The organism is Streptomyces sp. NPDC048560, assembly GCF_040650955.1.
Taxonomy (GTDB): Bacteria; Actinomycetota; Actinomycetes; order Streptomycetales; family Streptomycetaceae; genus Streptomyces.
Genome location: NZ_JBEZIJ010000005.1, coordinates 418,912 through 437,204, shown reverse-complemented (window position 1 = coordinate 437,204; position 18,293 = coordinate 418,912). Strand labels below are relative to the sequence as shown.

The following is an 18,293-nucleotide window of genomic DNA, read 5'->3' as shown; positions in this document are numbered from 1 at the left end:
CTCTCCCGTTTCTCGCACCGCCGGAGCGGCGCGAGGCGGTGGCCACCTACGCCGCGGTCGGTCCCCCCGCGCGCGACCCGGCAGGCCCGGCGGGAGTCCGCCGCAGCATGCAGGCGGTCGGTCCCGCGCGCGGTCCACGCAGGCGCGCGACCCACGCAGGCGAGGGACGACATGGAAAAGCTCTCCTTCGCTCGCTGGGGACTTGCGAAGGAGAGCCTTCCGGGAACGCCTGACGTCGTCCGTCAGGCGTCGACTACTTCTTGGCGGAGTCCACGGACGGCGTCGGCTGCGCGCCGTCCACGGCGTCCGGCTTCCGGCCGCGGAACTCACGTACGAGCGAGATCGCCACCACCAGCGCCGCGACCAGCAGCGAGAGGATGACCTGCTCGCGCCCGGTGTCGTCGGTCAGCATGTAGACCAGGACGAACGAGATCATGGCGATCGTCGCCCAGGTCAGGTACGGGAAGAGCCACATCCGTACGACCAGCTTCTCCGGCGACTCGCGCAGGATGATGCCGCGCATCCGCAGCTGGGTGAAGCAGATGACGAGCCAGACGAACAGGGCGACCGCACCGGAGGAGTTCAGCAGGAACGCGAAGACGGTGTCGGGCCACTTGTAGTTGAAGAACACGGCGACGAAGCCGAAGACCACCGAGGACAGGATGGCCGCCGTCGGCACGCCCCGCTTGTTCACCTTGGCGAACGCCTTCGGAGCGTCACCGCGCTGTCCGAGCGAGAACCCCATCCGCGAGGCCGTGTAGAGGCCGGAGTTGAGGCAGGAGAGCACCGCGGTCAGCACGATGAAGTCCATGACCTGGCCGGCGTGCGGGATGCCGATGGAGTTGAGCGCGGCGACGTACGAGCCGTCCTTGACGATCGACGGGTCGTTCCACGGCAGCAGCGTCAGGACGACGAAGATCGAGCCGAGGTAGAAGATGGCGATGCGCCAGATCACGCTGTTGGTGGCCTTGGAGACGGCGCGCTGCGGGTCCTCGGACTCGCCGGCCGCCAGGGTGACGATCTCGCTGCCCATGAAGGAGAAGACGACCATCAGCACACCGGTGAGGATGGCCCCCGGACCTTCGGGGAAGAACCCGCCGCTGTCCGTGAGATGGGCGATTCCCGACCCGGGGTTGTCCGAACCCGGCAGGAAGCCGAAGACGGCGAGGAAGCCGACGACGACGAAGGCGCCGATCGCCACGACCTTGATGCCGGCGAACCAGAACTCGAACTCGCCGTACGAGCCGACCGAGACCAGGTTCGTCGCCGTCAGCACCACCATCACGATGAGCGCCCAGGCCCACTGCGGTACGCCGGGGATCCAGCCTTCAAGGATCTTCGCGCCGGCGGTCGCCTCGACGGCGAGCACCACGACCCAGAAGAACCAGTACAGCCAGCCGATCGAGAACCCGGCCCAGCGTCCCAGGGCCTGGTCGGCGTAGGCGGAGAACGAGCCGGAACTCGGGCGGGCGACGGCCATCTCGCCCAGCATCCGCATGACGAAGACGACCATGAGGCCGACCAGCGCGTAGGACAGGAGGATGGCGGGCCCCGCGGCGGCGATACCGGCGCTCGAACCCACGAAGAGTCCGGCCCCGATGACACCGCCGATCGCGATCATCGAGAGATGACGGTTCTTGAGTCCGGCCTGGAGGCCGTCGGACGAACCGGGGCTGTCCGGCGTACCGGGCTGTTCGCCCGGCCCCGCCAGAGTCGTCTGCGACGTCATGGATCGAGTCCTTACGTGTTGATCGCGCCTTGTGGGCGTCGCCACCGTGGGGGTGTGGGGTGGTGTGGTGTGGCGGCCAGCCACGCATTCAAGCCCGGGGGTTCCGGAATGGGAACCCCCTCTTCCGTTTCGTTCACCGGATCGTTGCCGCTGTGGCGTTGCGCACACCGCACCCTCGTGACCTGGGAACCGTCCCCAGGTGCCCCGACCCCGCTGACGGATACCCCGTGATGTTCGTGCCACACTCTGGACATGCGCGTGTACCTCGGCTCCGACCATGCCGGCTACGAACTCAAGAACCACCTCGTCGAGTGGCTCACGGCCCATGGCCACGAGGCCGTCGACTGTGGTCCCCACATCTATGACGCCCAGGACGACTACCCGCCGTTCTGCCTCCGCGCCGCCGAGAAGACGGCAGCGGACCCGGACAGCCTGGGCATCGTCATCGGCGGTTCCGGCAACGGCGAGCAGATCGCCGCGAACAAGGTCAAGGGCGTCCGCGCCGCGCTCGCCTGGAGCGAGCAGACCGCCGCGCTGGGCCGCGAGCACAACGACGCCAACGTGATCGCCATCGGTGGCCGGATGCACTCGGTGGAGGAGTCCACCAAGTTCGTCGAGATCTTCCTCGGCACCCCGTACTCGGGCGAGGAGCGTCACACCCGGCGCATCGAGATGCTCGCCGCGTACGAGACGACCGGTGAGCTCCCCCCGATCCCGGCCCACCACCCGCAGCAGGGCTGAACAGGCCCGCCACCCGCCCTGACCGTGCCGCCGGCCTCCACCCCGGCGGCACGCTCATGTCACCGCCGTCCCACACCTGTACGGGAGCCGTCGTGCCCGAGGGCCACACGATCCACCGCCTCGCCGCGGACCACCGCGAGCGGTTCGCGGGCGCCCCGGTGCGGGTCAGCAGCCCTCAGGGGAAGTTCTCCGGAAGCGCCGCGCTGCTCGACGGCCACACCTTCACCGGCGTGGACGCCCACGGCAAGCACCTCTTCCTCGGCTTCGGGGAAGTGGGCTGGGTCCACATCCACCTCGGCCTCTTCGGCAAGCTCGGATTCGGTACGGCCCCGGCACCGCCGCCCACGGACACGGTCCGGCTGCGCCTGGTCAACGCCGAGCACCACGCGGATCTGCGCGGCCCCACCACCTGCGCCCTGATCACCCCGGCCGAGAAGCAGGCGATACACGACCGCCTCGGCCCCGACCCGCTGCGGACGGACGAGGACGGCGAGCGCGCCTGGCGCCGGATCTCCGGCAGCCGCGTGACGGTCGCGGCGCTCCTGATGGACCAGAAGGTCGTCGCGGGCGTCGGGAACGTCTACCGGGCCGAAGTCCTGTTCCGGCACGGCATCGACCCGTACCGCCAGGGCAGGAGCCTCACGCGCGCCGAGTGGGACGCCATCTGGTCCGACCTCGCGGAGCTGATGCGTGAAGGCGTCCGCAACAACCGCATCGACACGGTCCGCCCCGAGCACCTGCCCGAGGCCATGGGCCGCGCGCCGCGTGTGGACGACCACGGGGGCGAGGTCTACGTCTACCGGCGTACCCACCAGCCGTGCCACATCTGCGCGACGGAGATCCGCACGGCGGACCTGGCGGCCCGCAACCTCTTCTGGTGCCCGCGCTGCCAGCACCGCTGATCCCTACGCGCGCACGGCCCGTCCGGTGACCTCAACCCCCTGACGGGCCCGGCTCATCGGCCGGTTCGGTGCCCCTCGGTCCCACGACGCGGTGCTGTACGCCGGACGAGCGACCCGATTTCGAACGCATTGTCACCGGGGTCCCCCTGCACCGGAGCCGCTCGGGTGGATAGGGTCCCCGCAATGGCACGTCGCGGAGGACCAGACTCGTACGCGGCCCGGTGGCGAAGATCGGCACACCGGGCCCGCATCGCCCTGCGCAAATCGGGAGTGGACTACTTCCGTGGCGACGGCTCCGACTGGATCGCCCTCGTCGGTCTGCTGCTCACCATTCCGGCCATCACGGTCACCACTCTGCTCAACCCGCTCTGGTCCGCCCCCGCGGCCCTCGTCCTCCCGATCATCGCGGGCGGTCTGGTGCTGCGACCGGCCAGCCTGCTCGGCCTGTACGCGACCGCCGCCGCCGCCCTGATCGTCGAGTCCATCGCGCTCGGCCCGTACGGCGCGGAGCCGGCCCGCGTCACTCCCGGGACCGTGCTCGTGGTCGCGGCCTGCGGCTTCTTCGGCCTGGTCCTCGCCCAGTTCAGGGCGAGAGTCGGGGTCCCGTGGCGCCGCGGCGGCACGATGCTCTTCGACCTGCGCGAGCGCATCCGTGTCCAGAGCGCCCTGCCGAGGCTGCCCCAGGGCTGGCACCGCGAGATGGCTCTGCGCCCCGCGGGCGGCCAGTCCTTCTCCGGTGACTTCGTCGTCGCGGCCCGAACCAACGGCGGCCGCACCCTGGAAGCCGTCCTCACCGATGTCTCCGGCAAGGGCATGGACGCCGGCTCCCGCGCGCTGCTCCTGTCCGGCGCCTTCGGCGGCCTCCTCGGCTCGCTGCCCCCGCACGGCTTCCTGCCCGCCGCCAACGGCTATCTGCTGCGCCAGGACTGGGACGAGGGCTTCGCCACGTCGATCCACCTCGTCCTGGACCTGGAGTCGGGCGACTACGAACTCCTCTCCGCCGGGCACCCGCCCGCCCTCCAACTGCACTCGGGCAGCGGCGCGTGGGAGGAGATGGCGGCCGAGGGGCCCCTGCTCGGCGTCTACGACGGGGCGCAGTTCGACGCGGTCAAGGGCCACCTCGCACCCGGCGACGTCCTGATGCTCTTCACCGACGGCCTTGTCGAGACCTCGGACCGGGACATCGCCGAAGGCATCGACCGGCTGACGGGCGAGGCCGACCGCTACGTCACCACCGGCTTCGAGGGCGCCGCCTGGCACTTGATCGAAGCCTGCGCGAAGGACGTCAACGACGACCGCGCGCTGCTCCTGCTGTGCCGTCACGCCTGAACCGCACCCGCACCGCGCCCCGATCCGCGACCGTCCAAGGCCGAACCGTACGGAAGCGGGTGAAACACCGCACCCGTCAACTCGCCGGCGCCGCGTACTCCTTGTCGCGCCCGCCGGGCAGGATCCGGGCCAGGACGTGCGAACGCCCGGCGGCCAGCGGCGCGAGAACCGCGAGGACGAGTACATATCCGGCGATGAACGGGGAAAGCCGCTCGTCCAGCCCCGCGCCCGCGGCCATCGTCGCCAGGATCAGGGCGAACTCGCCGCGTGCCAGCAGGGTGGTGGAGATGTTCGCCGTGGCCTGCGCCCCGAAGGCGTACACCTTGGCGGCGGCCAGCCCCGCGCACACGTTCATCGCCACGGTCACCGCGACCGCCGCCAGCACCGGCCACACCACGCTCGGCAGGTCACCCGGGTTGATCGAGAGGCCGAAGGCGAAGAAGAAGATCGCGCCGAAGGCGTCCCGCAGCGGGTGGACCAGCTTGAGGATGCGTGCACCCGATGTGGTGCTCCCCAGCATCAGACCGACCATGAAGGCGCCGATGGCGTCGGCGACGCCGAACCACTCCGAGACGCCGGCCACGAACACGGCGGCGCCGAGGAAGGAGATGACGAGGAGTTCGTCGTCCTTGGTGTCGATCAGCCGGGACACGACCTTGGTACCGAAGCGGGCGACCAGCGCGAGCAGCAGCAGGAACCCGAACGCCTTGCCCCCGTCCAGGACCGCCGCGGCGAGGCTGTCCGCACCGGACAGGATCGGCTGGAGTGCGGCGAGGTACAGGGCGAGGAAGACGTCCTCGACGACGATGATGCCGAGGATCGGCTTCGTCTCCGGATTGCCGATGCGCCCGAGGTCGACCAGGACCTTGGTGACGATGGCCGACGACGAGATGCCGAGGACACCGGCGAGCACCAGCGCCTCCGAGGTCCCCCAGCCGAGCGCGAAGCCGAAACCGAGCCCCGCCCCGACGTTCAGCGCGAGATACGCGCCTCCGGCGAGCGCCATCTTGCGCCCGCCCTCCTTGAGGTCGTCGAGGTGGAACTCGAGCCCCAGATAGAACAGCAGCAGCACGAGGCCGAGCGCGGAGAGCATCTCCAGGTCGTGAGGGTCGGCGACCAGGACGATGCCTGGGGTGTGCGGGCCGAGGAGGATCCCGGCCAGGATGAACAGGGGGATGGTCGGCAGCCCGATCCGGCCGCCGACGCGGGCGAGGACTGCGGCGGCGAGGAAGGCGCCGCCCATGGCTATGAGGGTGTCTGCGTGTCCGATGAGCCTGATCCTTCGGTCGGTAGGTCAAGAGGGCGTCAAGGAATCGTCAGTAATTAGTTTACCGAACGATTGACACTGCAACTCTTCGGACCGGCTCCGGGCGCCGCGGTCCCCTTCTCGTCGCACGCCAATGGAGCCGGATCCCCGGCGAGCCGGCGCCCCATAGAGTCGGCACCGTGACCACTTCTCCCCAACTGACCCTGGCCGAAGTCGAGGCGATCGCCCGTCAGGCCCACGCGAACCAGACCGACAAGGCGGGGCGCCCCTACACCGAGCACCTGGCGGCGGTCGCCGACGGCGTACGGAAGCGGGGCGGGAGCGATGAGCAGATCGCCGCGGCCTGGCTGCACGACGCCGTGGAGGACGACGCGCTGAGCAGGCGGTGGCTGGACGGGGCGGCTCTGCCGCAGCCCGTGAAGGACATGGTCCTCGCCGTCACCAAACAGGACGGCGAGGACCTCTCCTCGTACACCGCGCGGATTCTCGCGACCCCCGGAGCCCTGCTCGTCAAGGAGTCGGATCTCGCCCACAACGCCGACCCGGCCCGGCTCGCGGTGCTGGAACCGGCCACGCGTACCCGTCTGACCGCGAAATATGCCCAGGTACGAAGGCTGTTGGGGCTCGCAGAGGGCGAATAGCCCTCCGACCGACGGATTCAGGCCAACCCGTCGGCGAGCTGTTCAGAGCTTGGCGGCGTCCCGCCGGAACGCCCAGCTCATGTCCGGCTCCGTGGCGAACCGAAGGACGCGACGGACCGGCGGAGTGCAGAACAGGGTCACCGCGGCAGCCGCGACGAGCGAGACGAACACGATCCCGCCGGGCGAACCCAGCCACTCGAACCGGTCGAACACCCCGGCGAACCCGGCGCCCTTGATCAGGAAGCCGTGCAGGAGATAGCCGCAGATCGTCCCGGCGCCCAGCACCGTGAACCACATGTGCCGACGCGGCACCCAGGCCAGGAACGCGGCGGTCAGGACCAGCGCGCAGCCGAACATCGCCAGCGACATCACGGCCCCGGACCACCAGGGTGCGCCCATCTCCTGCGCACTGTTGCTGCGGTAGAACCAGCCGAGCTGCATCCGCGGCGCGGCCCAGTAGGCGAACAGCAGGGCCCCGGCGAGCAACGGCAGGCTCAGCAGCCTGACTTCGCGGCGCCGCACCAGCTGGAAGTGCTCGGGCCTGAGGACCAGGCCGAGCACGAAGAAGGGCAGGAACTGCAGCACGCGCTGGAGATCGAGGTCGTCGCCGATCGCGGGGGTCACCGAGGCGAGCACCGCGATCCCGAGCGCCACGGGCAAGGGGTGGCGCAGGGACTTCCACACCGGCGTGGTGACCCGCCACACGAACAGGGCGATCAGGAACCAGGTGAGGTACCACGGGTCGAGCAGGCTGACCTCGTGCTCGGGCGCCCCGCCGGCGTACCGCTTGAACAGCGAGTACGCGGTCTCGAACAGCACGTAGGGCACGGCGACGCCGGTGATCAGACGCTTCACCTTGCCCGGCGTCATCTCGAACGAGCGGGAGAAGTAGCCCGAGATGAGGATGAACGCGGGCATGTGGAACGCGTACACGACCATGTACATCGCCCGGGCGGCCCGGCTGCCGTCCATCACCGGCTCCCAGGCGTGTGCGACCGCGACGAGCACGATCGCGAGGAATTTCACGTTGTCGAAGTAGGCATCACGCTTTTTGGCCGGTGCGGCGGCGGCGGGACGGGTCGGCCCGGTGGTGTGGGGAGGACCGGGCGCCGTCAGGACCTGCTCGTGTCTGGGCTCCGACTCCCGGGTCGCAGGGGGGAGTGGGGCCCTCTGAAATACGCTCGGAGCTTGGAACATCTAAAGCACCCTAGACCCGTCCATCGCAATTCGTAAAACCCTCAAGAGATATTGCGTGTTCCCGCTCATTCGGAAGTGAAACCACCGAGATCTGCCCCCTATGCACCATTTAATCCCCCTTAAATGGTGCATAGGGGAGGGTAGTTGAGGTGTGTGAATTTCGCCTCGCTCATCCCTGGGAATGGGCTGTGAATGAAGTGTGGCGATATGGAAACGGTCACACTCATTTAAATTCTCTTCAGCGGTCCACAGTTACCTCACAGCCGCCTCACAGGAGGGTCCGCGGCCCGTGTGCCGCACGGCCTGGGCCCCGGGGGCGCCTGGGTGCAGCCGTCCGCCCCGGTGTGTGCGCGGGCGTGAATATGGCGCGATCCGGGCAGGTCGATTCGTCACCTGGCAGCAACCACAGGGGAGTTGGTGGCACGATGGACGCGACGGGGCGTGCCGGAAGGCGCGCAGCCGGGCCGGCAAGGCGGACCGACCAAGGGTGTGATCAGTCGTGGCCATTTCACTGTCTGTGGTGCTTCTGTTGGCGATCATCCTGGTGGTGCTGATCCGTGGTGGATCCATCAAGGCCGGGCCCGCGATCGTCGCAGTGCTCTTCGGCTTCTTCCTGGCATCGACCGGCATGGCGCCGTCGATCAACAGGTTCATGAACTCGCTCGCGGACACCATCAACCAGATCAGTTTCTGATCCGGCGGATCCGTGCGTCCGCGGTGTACGGGCGAACGCGGAAGGCCCGGTCCGGCAGTGACTGCCGGACCGGGCCTTCTGTATGGAGCGGGCGACGGGAATCGAACCCGCGTAGCTAGTTTGGAAGACTAGGGCTCTACCATTGAGCTACGCCCGCATACGCCGCACCGCAGGTCCGTGGACCTCGGCACGAACAGCATCGTAGCGGGTCCGCGGCGTGCTCCGCACACCCGTTACGGGACGGGCCGGCCGAGCTGCCGGACACACCCTGCCGACACCCCCTGTGAGGCGCCCGGTGCAAAGCGTGCGATGCACCGCCCGGCGGCATGTACCCTACGTGTCGCACCGACGGGGTGTGGCGCAGCTTGGTAGCGCGTCCGCTTTGGGAGCGGAAGGTCGTCGGTTCGAATCCGGCCACCCCGACCACAGGCAAGATCGCATTGGGGGAGTCCTCCCCCTTGCCGTTACTATGCAAATTGCGTGCCCGTGTGTCCGATGAACCGGGCCCGATCCGCGAAGCCGCCCCCGGCGGTCCAGCAGAACCCCAAGAAGTCAGCCCCCAAGGAGACCGAACCGTGAAGAGCGCCGTGGAGACCCTGAACCCGACCCGGGTTCGGCTCAGCATTGAGGTGCCCTTCGAGGAGCTCAAGGACAGCCTCGACGCGGCGTACAAGAAGATCAACCAGCAGGTCACGGTGAAGGGCTTCCGTAAGGGCAAGATCCCCAACCGGGTCATCGACCAGCGGTTCGGCCGTGGCGCAGTGCTGGAGGAGGCCGTCAACGACGCCCTCCCGAAGTTCTACACCGAGGCTGTCAACGAGGGTGAGCTCAACGTTCTGGGCCAGCCCGAGGTCGACATCACCGAGCTGAAGGACGGCGAGCTGCTGTCCTTCACGGCCGAGGTTGACGTACGCCCGACGATCGAGATTCCGGACTACTCCGGCATCGAGGTCACCGTGGACGCCCTCGAGGTCACCGACGAGGACGTCGAGAAGGCCGTGGAGCAGCTCCGTGAGCGCTTCGCCTCCACCAACCCGGTCGAGCGTGCCGCCGCCGAAGGCGACGTCGTCACGATCGACCTGGAGGCCAAGGTCGAAGGAGAGGTCCTTGAGGACGGCGTGGCCGCCGGTGTCTCGTACACCATCGGCTCCGGCGAGCTCCTCGAAGGCATCGACGAGGCCGTGACCGGCCTGGAGGCCGGTGGCGAGGCCACCTTCACCTCTCAGCTGAAGGGCGGCTCCGCCGAGGGCAAGGACGCGGAGGTCACCGTCAAGGTCACCGCCGTCGCCGCCCGTGAGCTTCCCGAGCTGGACGACGAGTTCGCCCAGATGGCGAGCGAGTTCGACACGCTCGACGAGCTGAAGACGGACAGCCGCAAGCGCCTCGAGAACACCAAGCAGTACGACCAGGCCACCCAGGCCCAGGAGCGCGTCCTCGACGAGCTGCTGAAGCTGGCCGAGGTCCCGATCCCCGAGAAGCTGCTCGCGGACGAGGTCCAGACCCGCAAGCACAACCTCGAGCACCACCAGCTCGGCCAGATGGGCATCGACCTCGAGAAGTACCTGGAGATCCAGGGCAAGACGCTCGAGGAGTTCGAGGCCGAGACCGCCGAGCAGGCGATCAAGGGCATCAAGACCCAGTTCATCCTTGACGAGCTCGTCAACAAGGAGAAGCTGAACGTCAACCAGGAAGAGCTCACCGAGCACCTCATGCGGCGCGCTGCTTCCTCCGGCATGAGCCCCGACCAGTTCGCCCAGGCCGTCGTCGAGGGTGGCCAGGTGCCGATGCTCGTCGGCGAGGTCGCCCGGGGCAAGGCGCTCGCCGTCGTCGTCGAGGCCGCCAAGGTCGTCGACACCAACGGTGAGGTCGTCGACCTCGAGGACGACGAGGAAGAGACCACGGAGGCCGTCGAGGCCGCCGAGGGCGACTCCGAGTCGGCCGACAGCGACACCGGGACCGCCGAGGACAAGCCCCAGGGCTGAGCCTCGTACCGATCCGTTCGACGGGCTCCGGACGCTGTGCGTCCGGGGCCCGTCGTCGTATCGGCGTGCGATCGCCGGAACCCTTGTGCGGACTGCTTACCTTGCGCTCCCAGCGAACAGTTGGGGAAGCGGGATGGCGTTGTCCTACCTGCGCGTTAGGGTCCATGAAGGAAGGGTGGGGGAGTCCCCGCCCACCCGGTACGAAGACGCTGAGACGGCCGGAGCCGTCAGAGACGAGCAGGTGGATACGTGACGAATCTGATGCCCTACGCCGCCGGAGAGCCGTCCCTCGGTGGTGGCCTCGGCGACCAGGTCTACAGCCGACTGCTCGGCGAGCGCATCATCTTCCTCGGTCAGCAGGTCGACGATGACATCGCCAACAAGATCACCGCACAGCTGCTGCTCCTTGCCGCCGAGCCGGACAAGGACATCTACCTCTACATCAACAGCCCCGGTGGCTCGGTGACCGCAGGCATGGCGGTCTACGACACCATGCAGTACATCCCGAACGACGTCGTCACCATCGGTATGGGCATGGCGGCCTCGATGGGCCAGTTCCTGCTGACCGGTGGTGCGGCGGGCAAGCGCTTCGCGCTCCCGAACACCGACATCCTCATGCACCAGGGTTCGGCCGGCATCGGCGGTACCGCCTCGGACATCAAGATCCAGGCTCAGTACCTGCTCCGGACGAAGACGCGTATGGCGGAGATCACCGCCCGCCACTCCGGTCAGACCGTGGAAACGATCATCCGCGACGGCGACCGTGACCGCTGGTACACCGCGGAGGAGGCCAAGGACTACGGCCTCATCGACGAGATCATCTCGGCCGCGTCGGGCATCCCGGGCGGCGGCGGCACCGGCGCCTGATCCGGCTTCCACCGGACCGGCACCACCTTCCGCACCTCCCGTACGCCGAGAACCCAGCCCACAGCACGCCACCAGGATGGTGAAGACCCACATGAACAACTTCCCCGGCGCCTCCGCGAGCGGCCTCTACACCGGCCCGCAGGTGGACAACCGCTACGTCATCCCGCGCTTCGTGGAGCGCACCTCGCAGGGTGTGCGCGAGTACGACCCGTACGCGAAGCTCTTCGAGGAGCGCGTGATCTTCCTCGGCGTCCAGATCGACGACGCCTCAGCCAACGACGTCATGGCGCAGCTCCTGTGCCTGGAGTCGATGGACCCGGACCGCGACATCTCGATCTACATCAACAGCCCCGGCGGCTCGTTCACCGCGCTCACCGCGATCTACGACACGATGCAGTTCGTGAAGCCGGACATCCAGACGGTCTGCATGGGCCAGGCGGCCTCCGCCGCCGCCGTCCTGCTGGCGGCGGGCACGCCGGGCAAGCGCATGGCGCTCCCGCACGCCCGTGTGCTCATCCACCAGCCGTCCTCCCAGACCGGCCGTGAGCAGCTCTCCGACCTGGAGATCGCGGCCAACGAGATCCTCCGGATGCGGACCCAGCTGGAGGAGATGCTGGCCAAGCACTCCACCACCCCGCTGGAGAAGATCAGCGAGGACATCGAGCGCGACAAGATCCTTACCGCGGAGGACGCCCTCGCGTACGGTCTGGTGGACCAGATCGTCTCCACCCGTAAGACCACCGCAGGCGCTTCCGTCTGAGCCGGTCTTTCCCCTTGGCACATTCCGTTCGCACGGTCTCGGCCGTGTGAACCGTGCCAAGGGGGGCCCGTACGGGGGGTCAGGCAAGGTACCGTCGGATAGAGGCACCAGGAGCCGCTGAACCAGGCGTCTCCCAGGCGAAGGGGAAGCACCTCGTGGCACGCATCGGTGATGGCGGCGACTTGCTCAAGTGCTCGTTCTGCGGAAAGAGCCAGAAGCAGGTGAAGAAGCTCATCGCGGGACCCGGTGTGTACATCTGCGATGAGTGCATCGATCTCTGCAACGAGATCATCGAGGAGGAGCTCGCCGAGACCTCCGAGGTGCGGTGGGAAGAGCTTCCCAAACCGCGCGAGATCTACGAGTTCCTCGAGGGGTACGTCGTAGGGCAGGAACCCGCGAAGAAGGCCCTCTCGGTCGCGGTGTACAACCACTACAAGCGGGTCCAGGCCGGCGAGAACAGCAGCGGGTCCAACCGCGACGACGCGATCGAACTCGCCAAGTCCAACATCCTGCTGCTGGGCCCCACGGGCTCGGGCAAGACGCTCCTCGCCCAGACGCTGGCCCGGATGCTGAACGTCCCGTTCGCCATCGCAGACGCGACGGCGCTGACGGAGGCCGGCTACGTCGGCGAGGACGTCGAGAACATCCTGCTGAAGCTGATCCAGGCCGCTGACTACGACGTCAAGAAGGCCGAGACGGGGATCATCTACATCGACGAGATCGACAAGGTCGCCCGCAAGAGTGAGAACCCGTCGATCACCCGCGATGTCTCCGGCGAGGGCGTCCAGCAGGCCCTGCTGAAGATCCTGGAGGGCACCACCGCCTCCGTACCGCCGCAGGGCGGCCGCAAGCACCCGCACCAGGAGTTCATCCAGATCGACACGACGAACGTGCTGTTCATCGTGGGCGGTGCCTTCTCCGGTCTGGAGAAGATCATCGAGTCGAGGGCCGGCGCCAAGGGCATCGGCTTCGGCGCGACGATCCGCTCCAAGCTGGAGATCCAGGCGAGCGACCAGTTCCAGGAGGTCATGCCGGAGGACCTGGTGAAGTTCGGGATGATCCCCGAGTTCATCGGCCGCCTCCCCGTGCTGACCTCGGTCCACAACCTGGACCGCGAGGCACTGCTCCAGATTCTGGTCGAACCGCGCAACGCGCTGGTGAAGCAGTACCAGAAGCTGTTCGAACTCGACGGCGTGGAGCTGGAGTTCGAGCGCGAGGCGCTGGAAGCGATCGCCGACCAGGCGATCCTGCGCCAGACGGGCGCGCGAGGCCTGCGCGCCATCATGGAGGAAGTCCTCCAGTCCGTGATGTACGAGGTGCCGTCCCGCAAGGACGTCGCCCGCGTCGTCATCACCCCGGACGTCGTCCGCAACAACGTCAACCCGACCCTGGTCCCGCGCGAGCCGCGCACGATCGGCAAGAACGACGGCGGACGCCACGAGAAGTCCGCCTAGCGGCACGCACTGCGGATACGCCGAAGGGGCGCCCGGCCGGATCGAACGGCTGGGCGCCTTTTTCTTGCCAGGCGACATTAGTTAGAGCTAATATAGTTGCTGTGGACGGTCCGTACGAACTCAGATTCTTCGCAGATGTCCTGGAGTGGATCCAAGAGCTCGCCAAGGGGGATCCAGACAGTCACGACCACGTCATCGCTGCTCTGGAGCGACTCCAGGAGTGCGGTCCCGCCTTACGGCGCCCGACTGTGGGGGCCGTTGAGGACAGCCAGTTCCGGAACATGCGGGAACTTCGCCCCCGAAACGGGAGCTCGGTCAGTATCAGGATGCTTTTCGCCTTCGATCCAGTGCGGCGGGCTGTCTTTCTCGTCGCGGGGAACAAGGCGAGCGGTCGGCAGTGGGCGGCCTGGTACCCCAAGGCGATCAAGCAGGCTGACGCAAGGTACATCGCTTACCTTGAAGCTCTGAAGGAGGAGGACGACTGATGAAGCTCGGCAGCATGGCCGACCTCACGGCTGACATCACGCCGGAGAAGCGTGCACGCATCGACGCCATCAAGAACGAGATGGTCGATGCGGAGAGAGGCCATGAACTCGCGTCTCTCCGCAAGGCGCAGGGGATGACCCAGGTTCAGGTGGCGAAGGCGATGGGAGTGACGCAAGGCCGGATCAGCCAGATCGAGCGTGGAGGCGTCCGGCTCGATACGTCGACGATGTCGGCCTACCTCCAAGCCATCGGCGGAGAGCTGACGATACTGGCGACGGTCGGAAATGTGTCAGTGAAGCTCTGATCCCGGAGGCCGGCCACCGGTCCCGCGCGAGCCGCGCACGATCGGCAAGAACGACGGCGGACGCCACGAGAAGTCCGCCTAGCGGCACGCACTGCGGATACGCCGAAGGGGCGCCCGGCCGGATCGAACGGCTGGGCGCCCCTTCGGCGTATCCGGATCAGACCTTGGTGCGGGAGGTGTTGTAGAGCTTGGCCGCGAGGTCGGCCACCTCGGACTGGGGCATGGGCTTGTTGGTCACGGCGCCGCCGATGTCCAGGCCGATCACGATGCCGACGGTGCTGTAGTCGGCCCAGATGCAGACCGGCATGACGAACTCGCTCGGCCCGTTCTTCGCGGAGCCGTCGCCCCCCTCGTTCTTCATCTTCATGTCCTGGCACTTCATCAGTGCCCCCTTGAAGCCTTCGGGCGTGACGTTCTTGGGGCTGCCGACCAGCGAGCCCTTCGCGTCCCCGTCCTTCTCCGCCTCCTGCTGCGCGCTCGTGAAGGAGCTGTCGATGACCTTCGCGGGGTCCTCGACCTCGCCCCAGACGCCCTTCAGGATGAGCAACTTGGCCAGGAGCGGGTTCGCCTCGGTGCCGCTCATGTACTGGGCGCCCGCGTTGTGGGGGTTCTTGATCCCCATCGCCTCGGCCTTGGTCTTCTCCTCGCCCGTGGCGGGACCGGCGGGCGGCTGCTTGCTGGTGGTGTCCTGCTTGTAGTCGTCGACGGACTTCGCAGGCGTCAGCTTGTAGCCCTTCGTGGAGTCCGCGACGTCACTGTTGCTCGCGCCCCCCGACGTAAGGAAGTACGCGCCACCGGCGATCACGGCCAGCGCCACGACGGCGCCCGTCACGATCAGGCCGGTCTTCTTCTTGGGCGCGGCGGGCGGCATCTGCCCGCCGTAGGGGGCCTGCCCGCCGTAGGGGGCCTGGCCGCCGTACGGAGGCGTGGGCGGCTGCTGGCCGTACGGGCCCGGCTGCTGGCCCTGCGGGTATCCGTAACCCTGCGGGGGCTGCTGCGGCGGAACACCCTGGGGGGCCTGCTGCGGGTACCCGTAACCGGGCTGGCCCTGCGGCGGACCCTGCGGCGGCTGGCCACCGTACGGGCCCGGCTGCTGTCCGTACGGTCCGGGCTGGCCCTGCGGCGGCTGGCCACCGTACGGGCCCGGCTGGTTGTAGCTCATGCTGCTGTCCCCTCCAGAATGCTTACGCGTTCCCAACATCCTGGCTGACGCGGCCCTGAGGTGGAGCACCGGACGGCACACCGTTACTGAACTAACCGGTTTCAGTGCAGGACCGTGACGGCCCTAAACTGTCCCTCGTGACCGAGAACACTCAGCAGCAGACAGCCAGCAACCCCGAACTGCCGACCCAGTACGCGCCGGCCGAGGTAGAGGGGAAGCTGTACGAGCGCTGGGTGGAACGCGGGTATTTCGAAGCCGACGAGCACAGCGACAAGCCCCCGTACAGCATCGTCATCCCCCCGCCGAACGTCACCGGAAGCCTCCACCTGGGGCACGCCTTCGAGCACACGCTGATCGACGCACTCGTCCGCCGCAAGCGGATGCAGGGCTTCGAGGCGCTCTACCAGCCGGGCATGGACCACGCCGGCATCGCCACCCAGAACGTCGTCGAGCGAGAGCTCGGCAAGGAGGGCAAGTCCCGCCACGACCTGGGCCGCGAGGCGTTCGTCGAGCGCGTCTGGCAGTGGAAGAACGAGTCCGGCGGCCAGATCGCCGGACAGATGCGCCGTCTCGGCGAGGGCGTCGACTGGTCCCGTGAGCGCTTCACCATGGACGAGGGCCTGTCCAAGGCCGTCCAGACCGTCTTCAAGCGGATGTTCGACGACGGGCTGATCTACCGCGCCGAGCGCATCATCAACTGGTGTCCCCGCTGCCTCACCGCCATCTCGGACATCGAGGTCGAGTACCAGGAGGACGACGGCGAGCTCGTCTCCATGACGTACGGCGAGGGCGACGAGACCATCGTCGTCGCCACCACGCGCGCCGAGACGATGCTCGGTGACACCGCCGTCGCCGTCCACCCGGACGACGAGCGCTACAAGCACCTCATCGGCAAGCAGATCAGGCTGCCGCTCACCGAACGCTCCATCCCGGTCGTCGCCGACCACCACGTCGACCCCGAGTTCGGCACCGGCGCGGTCAAGGTGACACCGGCTCACGACCCGAACGACTTCGAGATCGGCAAGCGCCACGACCTGCCGTTCCTGACGGTCATGGACGAGCGGGCCGTCATCACGGTCCCCGGCCCCTTCGAGGGTCTCGACCGCCTTGAGGCCCGTTCCGCCATCGTCGCCGCACTGCGCGCCGAGGGCCGGATCGTCGCCGAGAAGCGTCCGTACGTCCACTCGGTCGGCCACTGCTCGCGCTGCAAGACCACGATCGAGCCGCGCCTCTCCCTCCAGTGGTGGGTCAAGGTCGCCCCGCTCGCGAAGGCGGCCGGTGACGCCGTCCGCGACGGCAGCGTCAAGATCCACCCGCAGGAGATGGAGAAGCGGTACTTCGACTGGGTCGACAACCTCCACGACTGGACGATCTCGCGCCAGCTCTGGTGGGGTCACCGCATCCCCGTCTGGTACGGCCCGAACGGCGAGGTCGTCTGCGTCGGACCTGACGACGAGGTTCCCACCGGCGAGGGCTGGACACAGGACAGCGATGTCCTGGACACCTGGTTCTCCTCCGGCCTGTGGCCGTTCTCCACGCTGGGCTGGCCCGAACAGACCGACAGCCTCGCGAAGTTCTATCCGAACTCCGTCCTGGTCACCGGCTACGACATCCTCTTCTTCTGGGTCGCCCGGATGATGATGTTCGGCCTCTACGTCAACGACGGCGTCCCGCCGTTCGGGACCATCGTCCTGCACGGCATGGTCCGCGACGAGCACGGCAAGAAGATGTCGAAGTCCTTCGGCAACGTGGTCAACCCGCTGGACTGGATGGACAAGTACGGCTCCGACGCGCTGCGCTTCACCCTCGCGCGCGGCGCCAACCCGGGCACCGACGTCCCGATCGGTGAGGAGTGGGTCCAGGGTTCCGCGAAGTTCGCCAACAAGATCTGGAACGCCACGCGCTTCGCGCTGATGAACGGCGCCACGATCGAGGGCGAACTCCCGTCCGCCGACGAGATGTCGGTCACCGACCGGTGGATCCTCTCCCGGCTCAACAAGACGGTCGCCGAAGTCGACGCGTACTACGAGGACTACCAGTTCTCCAAGCTCAGCGAGTCGCTCCGGCACTTCGCCTGGGACGAGGTCTTCGACTGGTACGTCGAGCTGTCCAAGACCACGTTCTTCGCGGGCGGCAAGCCGGCCGAGGTCTCGGGCCGGGTCCTCGGTGAGGTCCTCGACGTGATGCTGCGGCTGCTGCACCCGGTCGTGCCGTTCGTCACGGAGACGCTGTGGACGGCGCTCACCGGCCGTGAGTCCGTCGTCATCGCCGACTGGCCCACCGACTCCGGCTTCCGCGACACCGCGGCCGAGCAGGAGATCGAGCTGGTCCAGCAGGTCGTCACCGAGGTCCGCAGGTTCCGTTCCGACCAGGGGCTCCAGCCGGGTCAGAAGGTTCCGGCCCGCCTCACCCTGACCGGGACGGCGCTCGCCCCGCACGAGGCCGCCATCCGCCAGCTGCTGCGCCTCCAGCCCGCCGAGGAGGGCTTCCAGGCCACGGCGACGCTGCCGGTCGCGGGCGCCACGGTGGCGCTCGACCTCTCCGGGACGATCGACGTCGCGGCGGAGCGCAAGCGCCTGACCAAGGACCTGGACGCCGCCCGGTCCGAGGTCGCACAGGCCAACGGCAAGCTCGGCAACGAGGCGTTCGTGGCGAAGGCCCCGGACCACGTCGTCGAGAAGATCCGTGGCCGTCTGACCAAGGCCGAGGCGGACATCGCCCGGATCCAGGGACAGCTGGACGGTCTGCCCGCCGCCTGACCCACGACCCCTCGCAAGG

16 protein-coding genes and 2 tRNA genes are annotated in these 18,293 nt (G+C 68.0%); 13 read left to right on the top strand and 5 right to left on the bottom strand.

The window, feature by feature from the left end; all coding sequences use genetic code 11:
* Window positions 1–253: 253 nt before the first annotated feature.
* On the bottom strand, window positions 254–1,729 hold the full coding sequence (locus tag AB0C82_RS16965; RefSeq protein WP_362841939.1) for an amino acid permease: 1,476 nt from the start codon (window positions 1,727–1,729) through the stop codon (window positions 254–256).
* 252 nt (window positions 1,730–1,981) lie between these two features.
* On the opposite strand from AB0C82_RS16965, the gene AB0C82_RS16960 reads away from it, so the two are divergent.
* The 3 genes from AB0C82_RS16960 to AB0C82_RS16950 all read left to right on the top strand — a co-directional run bounded on the left by AB0C82_RS16960 (window position 1,982) and on the right by AB0C82_RS16950 (window position 4,701).
* Window positions 1,982–2,470: a ribose-5-phosphate isomerase gene (locus AB0C82_RS16960; RefSeq protein ID WP_362841936.1), complete on the top strand. Its 489-nt coding sequence runs from the start codon at window positions 1,982–1,984 to the stop codon at window positions 2,468–2,470.
* Window positions 2,471–2,562: 92 nt separating this feature from the next.
* Window positions 2,563–3,372, top strand: coding sequence for a DNA-formamidopyrimidine glycosylase family protein (locus AB0C82_RS16955; RefSeq protein ID WP_362841933.1), 810 nt, complete (start codon window positions 2,563–2,565; stop codon window positions 3,370–3,372).
* A 183-nt stretch (window positions 3,373–3,555) separates the two neighbouring features.
* Window positions 3,556–4,701, top strand: a complete 1,146-nt coding sequence (locus tag AB0C82_RS16950; protein WP_362841931.1) for a PP2C family protein-serine/threonine phosphatase — start codon at window positions 3,556–3,558, stop codon at window positions 4,699–4,701.
* 76 nt (window positions 4,702–4,777) lie between these two features.
* Here AB0C82_RS16950 and AB0C82_RS16945 read toward each other — a convergent pair whose 3' ends face one another.
* Window positions 4,778–5,944 (bottom strand): cation:proton antiporter, encoded by a 1,167-nt coding sequence (locus tag AB0C82_RS16945; RefSeq protein ID WP_362841928.1) that lies wholly within the window; start codon window positions 5,942–5,944, stop codon window positions 4,778–4,780.
* A 203-nt stretch (window positions 5,945–6,147) separates the two neighbouring features.
* Here AB0C82_RS16945 and AB0C82_RS16940 point away from each other — a divergent pair, with 203 nt between their 5' ends.
* The gene (locus AB0C82_RS16940) at window positions 6,148–6,609 is read left to right on the top strand and encodes an HD domain-containing protein (protein ID WP_362841926.1); all 462 of its coding nucleotides are present in this window, start codon (window positions 6,148–6,150) and stop codon (window positions 6,607–6,609) included.
* A 42-nt stretch (window positions 6,610–6,651) separates the two neighbouring features.
* On the opposite strand, the gene AB0C82_RS16935 is transcribed toward AB0C82_RS16940, so the two are convergent.
* On the bottom strand, window positions 6,652–7,806 hold the full coding sequence (locus tag AB0C82_RS16935; protein WP_362841923.1) for an acyltransferase family protein: 1,155 nt from the start codon (window positions 7,804–7,806) through the stop codon (window positions 6,652–6,654).
* Between the two features lie 499 nt (window positions 7,807–8,305).
* Here AB0C82_RS16935 and AB0C82_RS16930 point away from each other — a divergent pair, with 499 nt between their 5' ends.
* Window positions 8,306–8,500: a hypothetical protein gene (locus AB0C82_RS16930; RefSeq protein WP_173313276.1), complete on the top strand. Its 195-nt coding sequence runs from the start codon at window positions 8,306–8,308 to the stop codon at window positions 8,498–8,500.
* A gap of 83 nt (window positions 8,501–8,583) precedes the next feature.
* Here the strand turns inward: AB0C82_RS16930 and AB0C82_RS16925 are convergent.
* A tRNA-Gly gene (locus tag AB0C82_RS16925) sits at window positions 8,584–8,657 on the bottom strand.
* A 192-nt stretch (window positions 8,658–8,849) separates the two neighbouring features.
* Here AB0C82_RS16925 and AB0C82_RS16920 point away from each other — a divergent pair.
* From AB0C82_RS16920 to AB0C82_RS16890, 7 genes are all read left to right on the top strand, one after another.
* Window positions 8,850–8,926: transfer RNA gene (locus tag AB0C82_RS16920), tRNA-Pro, on the top strand.
* Between the two features lie 149 nt (window positions 8,927–9,075).
* Window positions 9,076–10,482: a trigger factor gene (gene tig / locus AB0C82_RS16915; RefSeq protein ID WP_362841920.1), complete on the top strand. Its 1,407-nt coding sequence runs from the start codon at window positions 9,076–9,078 to the stop codon at window positions 10,480–10,482.
* Window positions 10,483–10,743: 261 nt separating this feature from the next.
* Window positions 10,744–11,349, top strand: a complete 606-nt coding sequence (locus AB0C82_RS16910; protein ID WP_362842103.1) for an ATP-dependent Clp protease proteolytic subunit — start codon at window positions 10,744–10,746, stop codon at window positions 11,347–11,349.
* 76 nt (window positions 11,350–11,425) lie between these two features.
* Complete coding sequence (locus tag AB0C82_RS16905) at window positions 11,426–12,109, top strand: ATP-dependent Clp protease proteolytic subunit (RefSeq protein WP_308460991.1); 684 nt, start codon at window positions 11,426–11,428, stop codon at window positions 12,107–12,109.
* Between the two features lie 155 nt (window positions 12,110–12,264).
* Window positions 12,265–13,563 (top strand): ATP-dependent Clp protease ATP-binding subunit ClpX, encoded by a 1,299-nt coding sequence (gene clpX, locus AB0C82_RS16900; RefSeq protein ID WP_362841917.1) that lies wholly within the window; start codon window positions 12,265–12,267, stop codon window positions 13,561–13,563.
* A 101-nt stretch (window positions 13,564–13,664) separates the two neighbouring features.
* Window positions 13,665–14,048 (top strand): type II toxin-antitoxin system RelE/ParE family toxin, encoded by a 384-nt coding sequence (locus AB0C82_RS16895; protein ID WP_362841914.1) that lies wholly within the window; start codon window positions 13,665–13,667, stop codon window positions 14,046–14,048.
* Entirely contained in the window at window positions 14,048–14,353 is a 306-nt protein-coding gene (locus AB0C82_RS16890) for a helix-turn-helix transcriptional regulator (RefSeq protein WP_362841911.1), read from the top strand. Before AB0C82_RS16895 ends, AB0C82_RS16890 begins: the two co-directional genes overlap by 1 nt.
* Before the next feature lie 157 nt (window positions 14,354–14,510).
* Here the strand turns inward: AB0C82_RS16890 and AB0C82_RS16885 are convergent, their stop codons facing one another.
* Window positions 14,511–15,515: a hypothetical protein gene (locus AB0C82_RS16885; protein ID WP_362841908.1), complete on the bottom strand. Its 1,005-nt coding sequence runs from the start codon at window positions 15,513–15,515 to the stop codon at window positions 14,511–14,513.
* A 137-nt stretch (window positions 15,516–15,652) separates the two neighbouring features.
* On the opposite strand from AB0C82_RS16885, the gene AB0C82_RS16880 reads away from it, so the two are divergent.
* Window positions 15,653–18,274: a valine--tRNA ligase gene (locus AB0C82_RS16880; RefSeq protein ID WP_362841905.1), complete on the top strand. Its 2,622-nt coding sequence runs from the start codon at window positions 15,653–15,655 to the stop codon at window positions 18,272–18,274.
* The last annotated feature ends 19 nt before the right edge of the window (window positions 18,275–18,293 follow it).

Excerpts from the sequence above, each read along its gene's own strand:
- AB0C82_RS16965 (WP_362841939.1), bottom strand. The coding sequence starts at position 1,729 with ATGACGTCGCAGACGACTCTGGCGGGGCCGGGCGAACAGCCCGGTACG.
- AB0C82_RS16960 (WP_362841936.1), top strand. The coding sequence starts at position 1,982 with ATGCGCGTGTACCTCGGCTCCGACCATGCCGGCTACGAACTCAAGAAC.
- AB0C82_RS16950 (WP_362841931.1), top strand. The coding sequence starts at position 3,556 with ATGGCACGTCGCGGAGGACCAGACTCGTACGCGGCCCGGTGGCGAAGA.
- AB0C82_RS16945 (WP_362841928.1), bottom strand. The coding sequence starts at position 5,944 with ATGGGCGGCGCCTTCCTCGCCGCCGCAGTCCTCGCCCGCGTCGGCGGC.
- AB0C82_RS16935 (WP_362841923.1), bottom strand. The coding sequence starts at position 7,806 with ATGTTCCAAGCTCCGAGCGTATTTCAGAGGGCCCCACTCCCCCCTGCG.
- AB0C82_RS16910 (WP_362842103.1), top strand. The coding sequence starts at position 10,744 with ATGCCCTACGCCGCCGGAGAGCCGTCCCTCGGTGGTGGCCTCGGCGAC.
- AB0C82_RS16905 (WP_308460991.1), top strand. The coding sequence starts at position 11,426 with ATGGTGAAGACCCACATGAACAACTTCCCCGGCGCCTCCGCGAGCGGC.
- AB0C82_RS16890 (WP_362841911.1), top strand. The coding sequence starts at position 14,048 with ATGAAGCTCGGCAGCATGGCCGACCTCACGGCTGACATCACGCCGGAG.
- AB0C82_RS16885 (WP_362841908.1), bottom strand. The coding sequence starts at position 15,515 with ATGAGCTACAACCAGCCGGGCCCGTACGGTGGCCAGCCGCCGCAGGGC.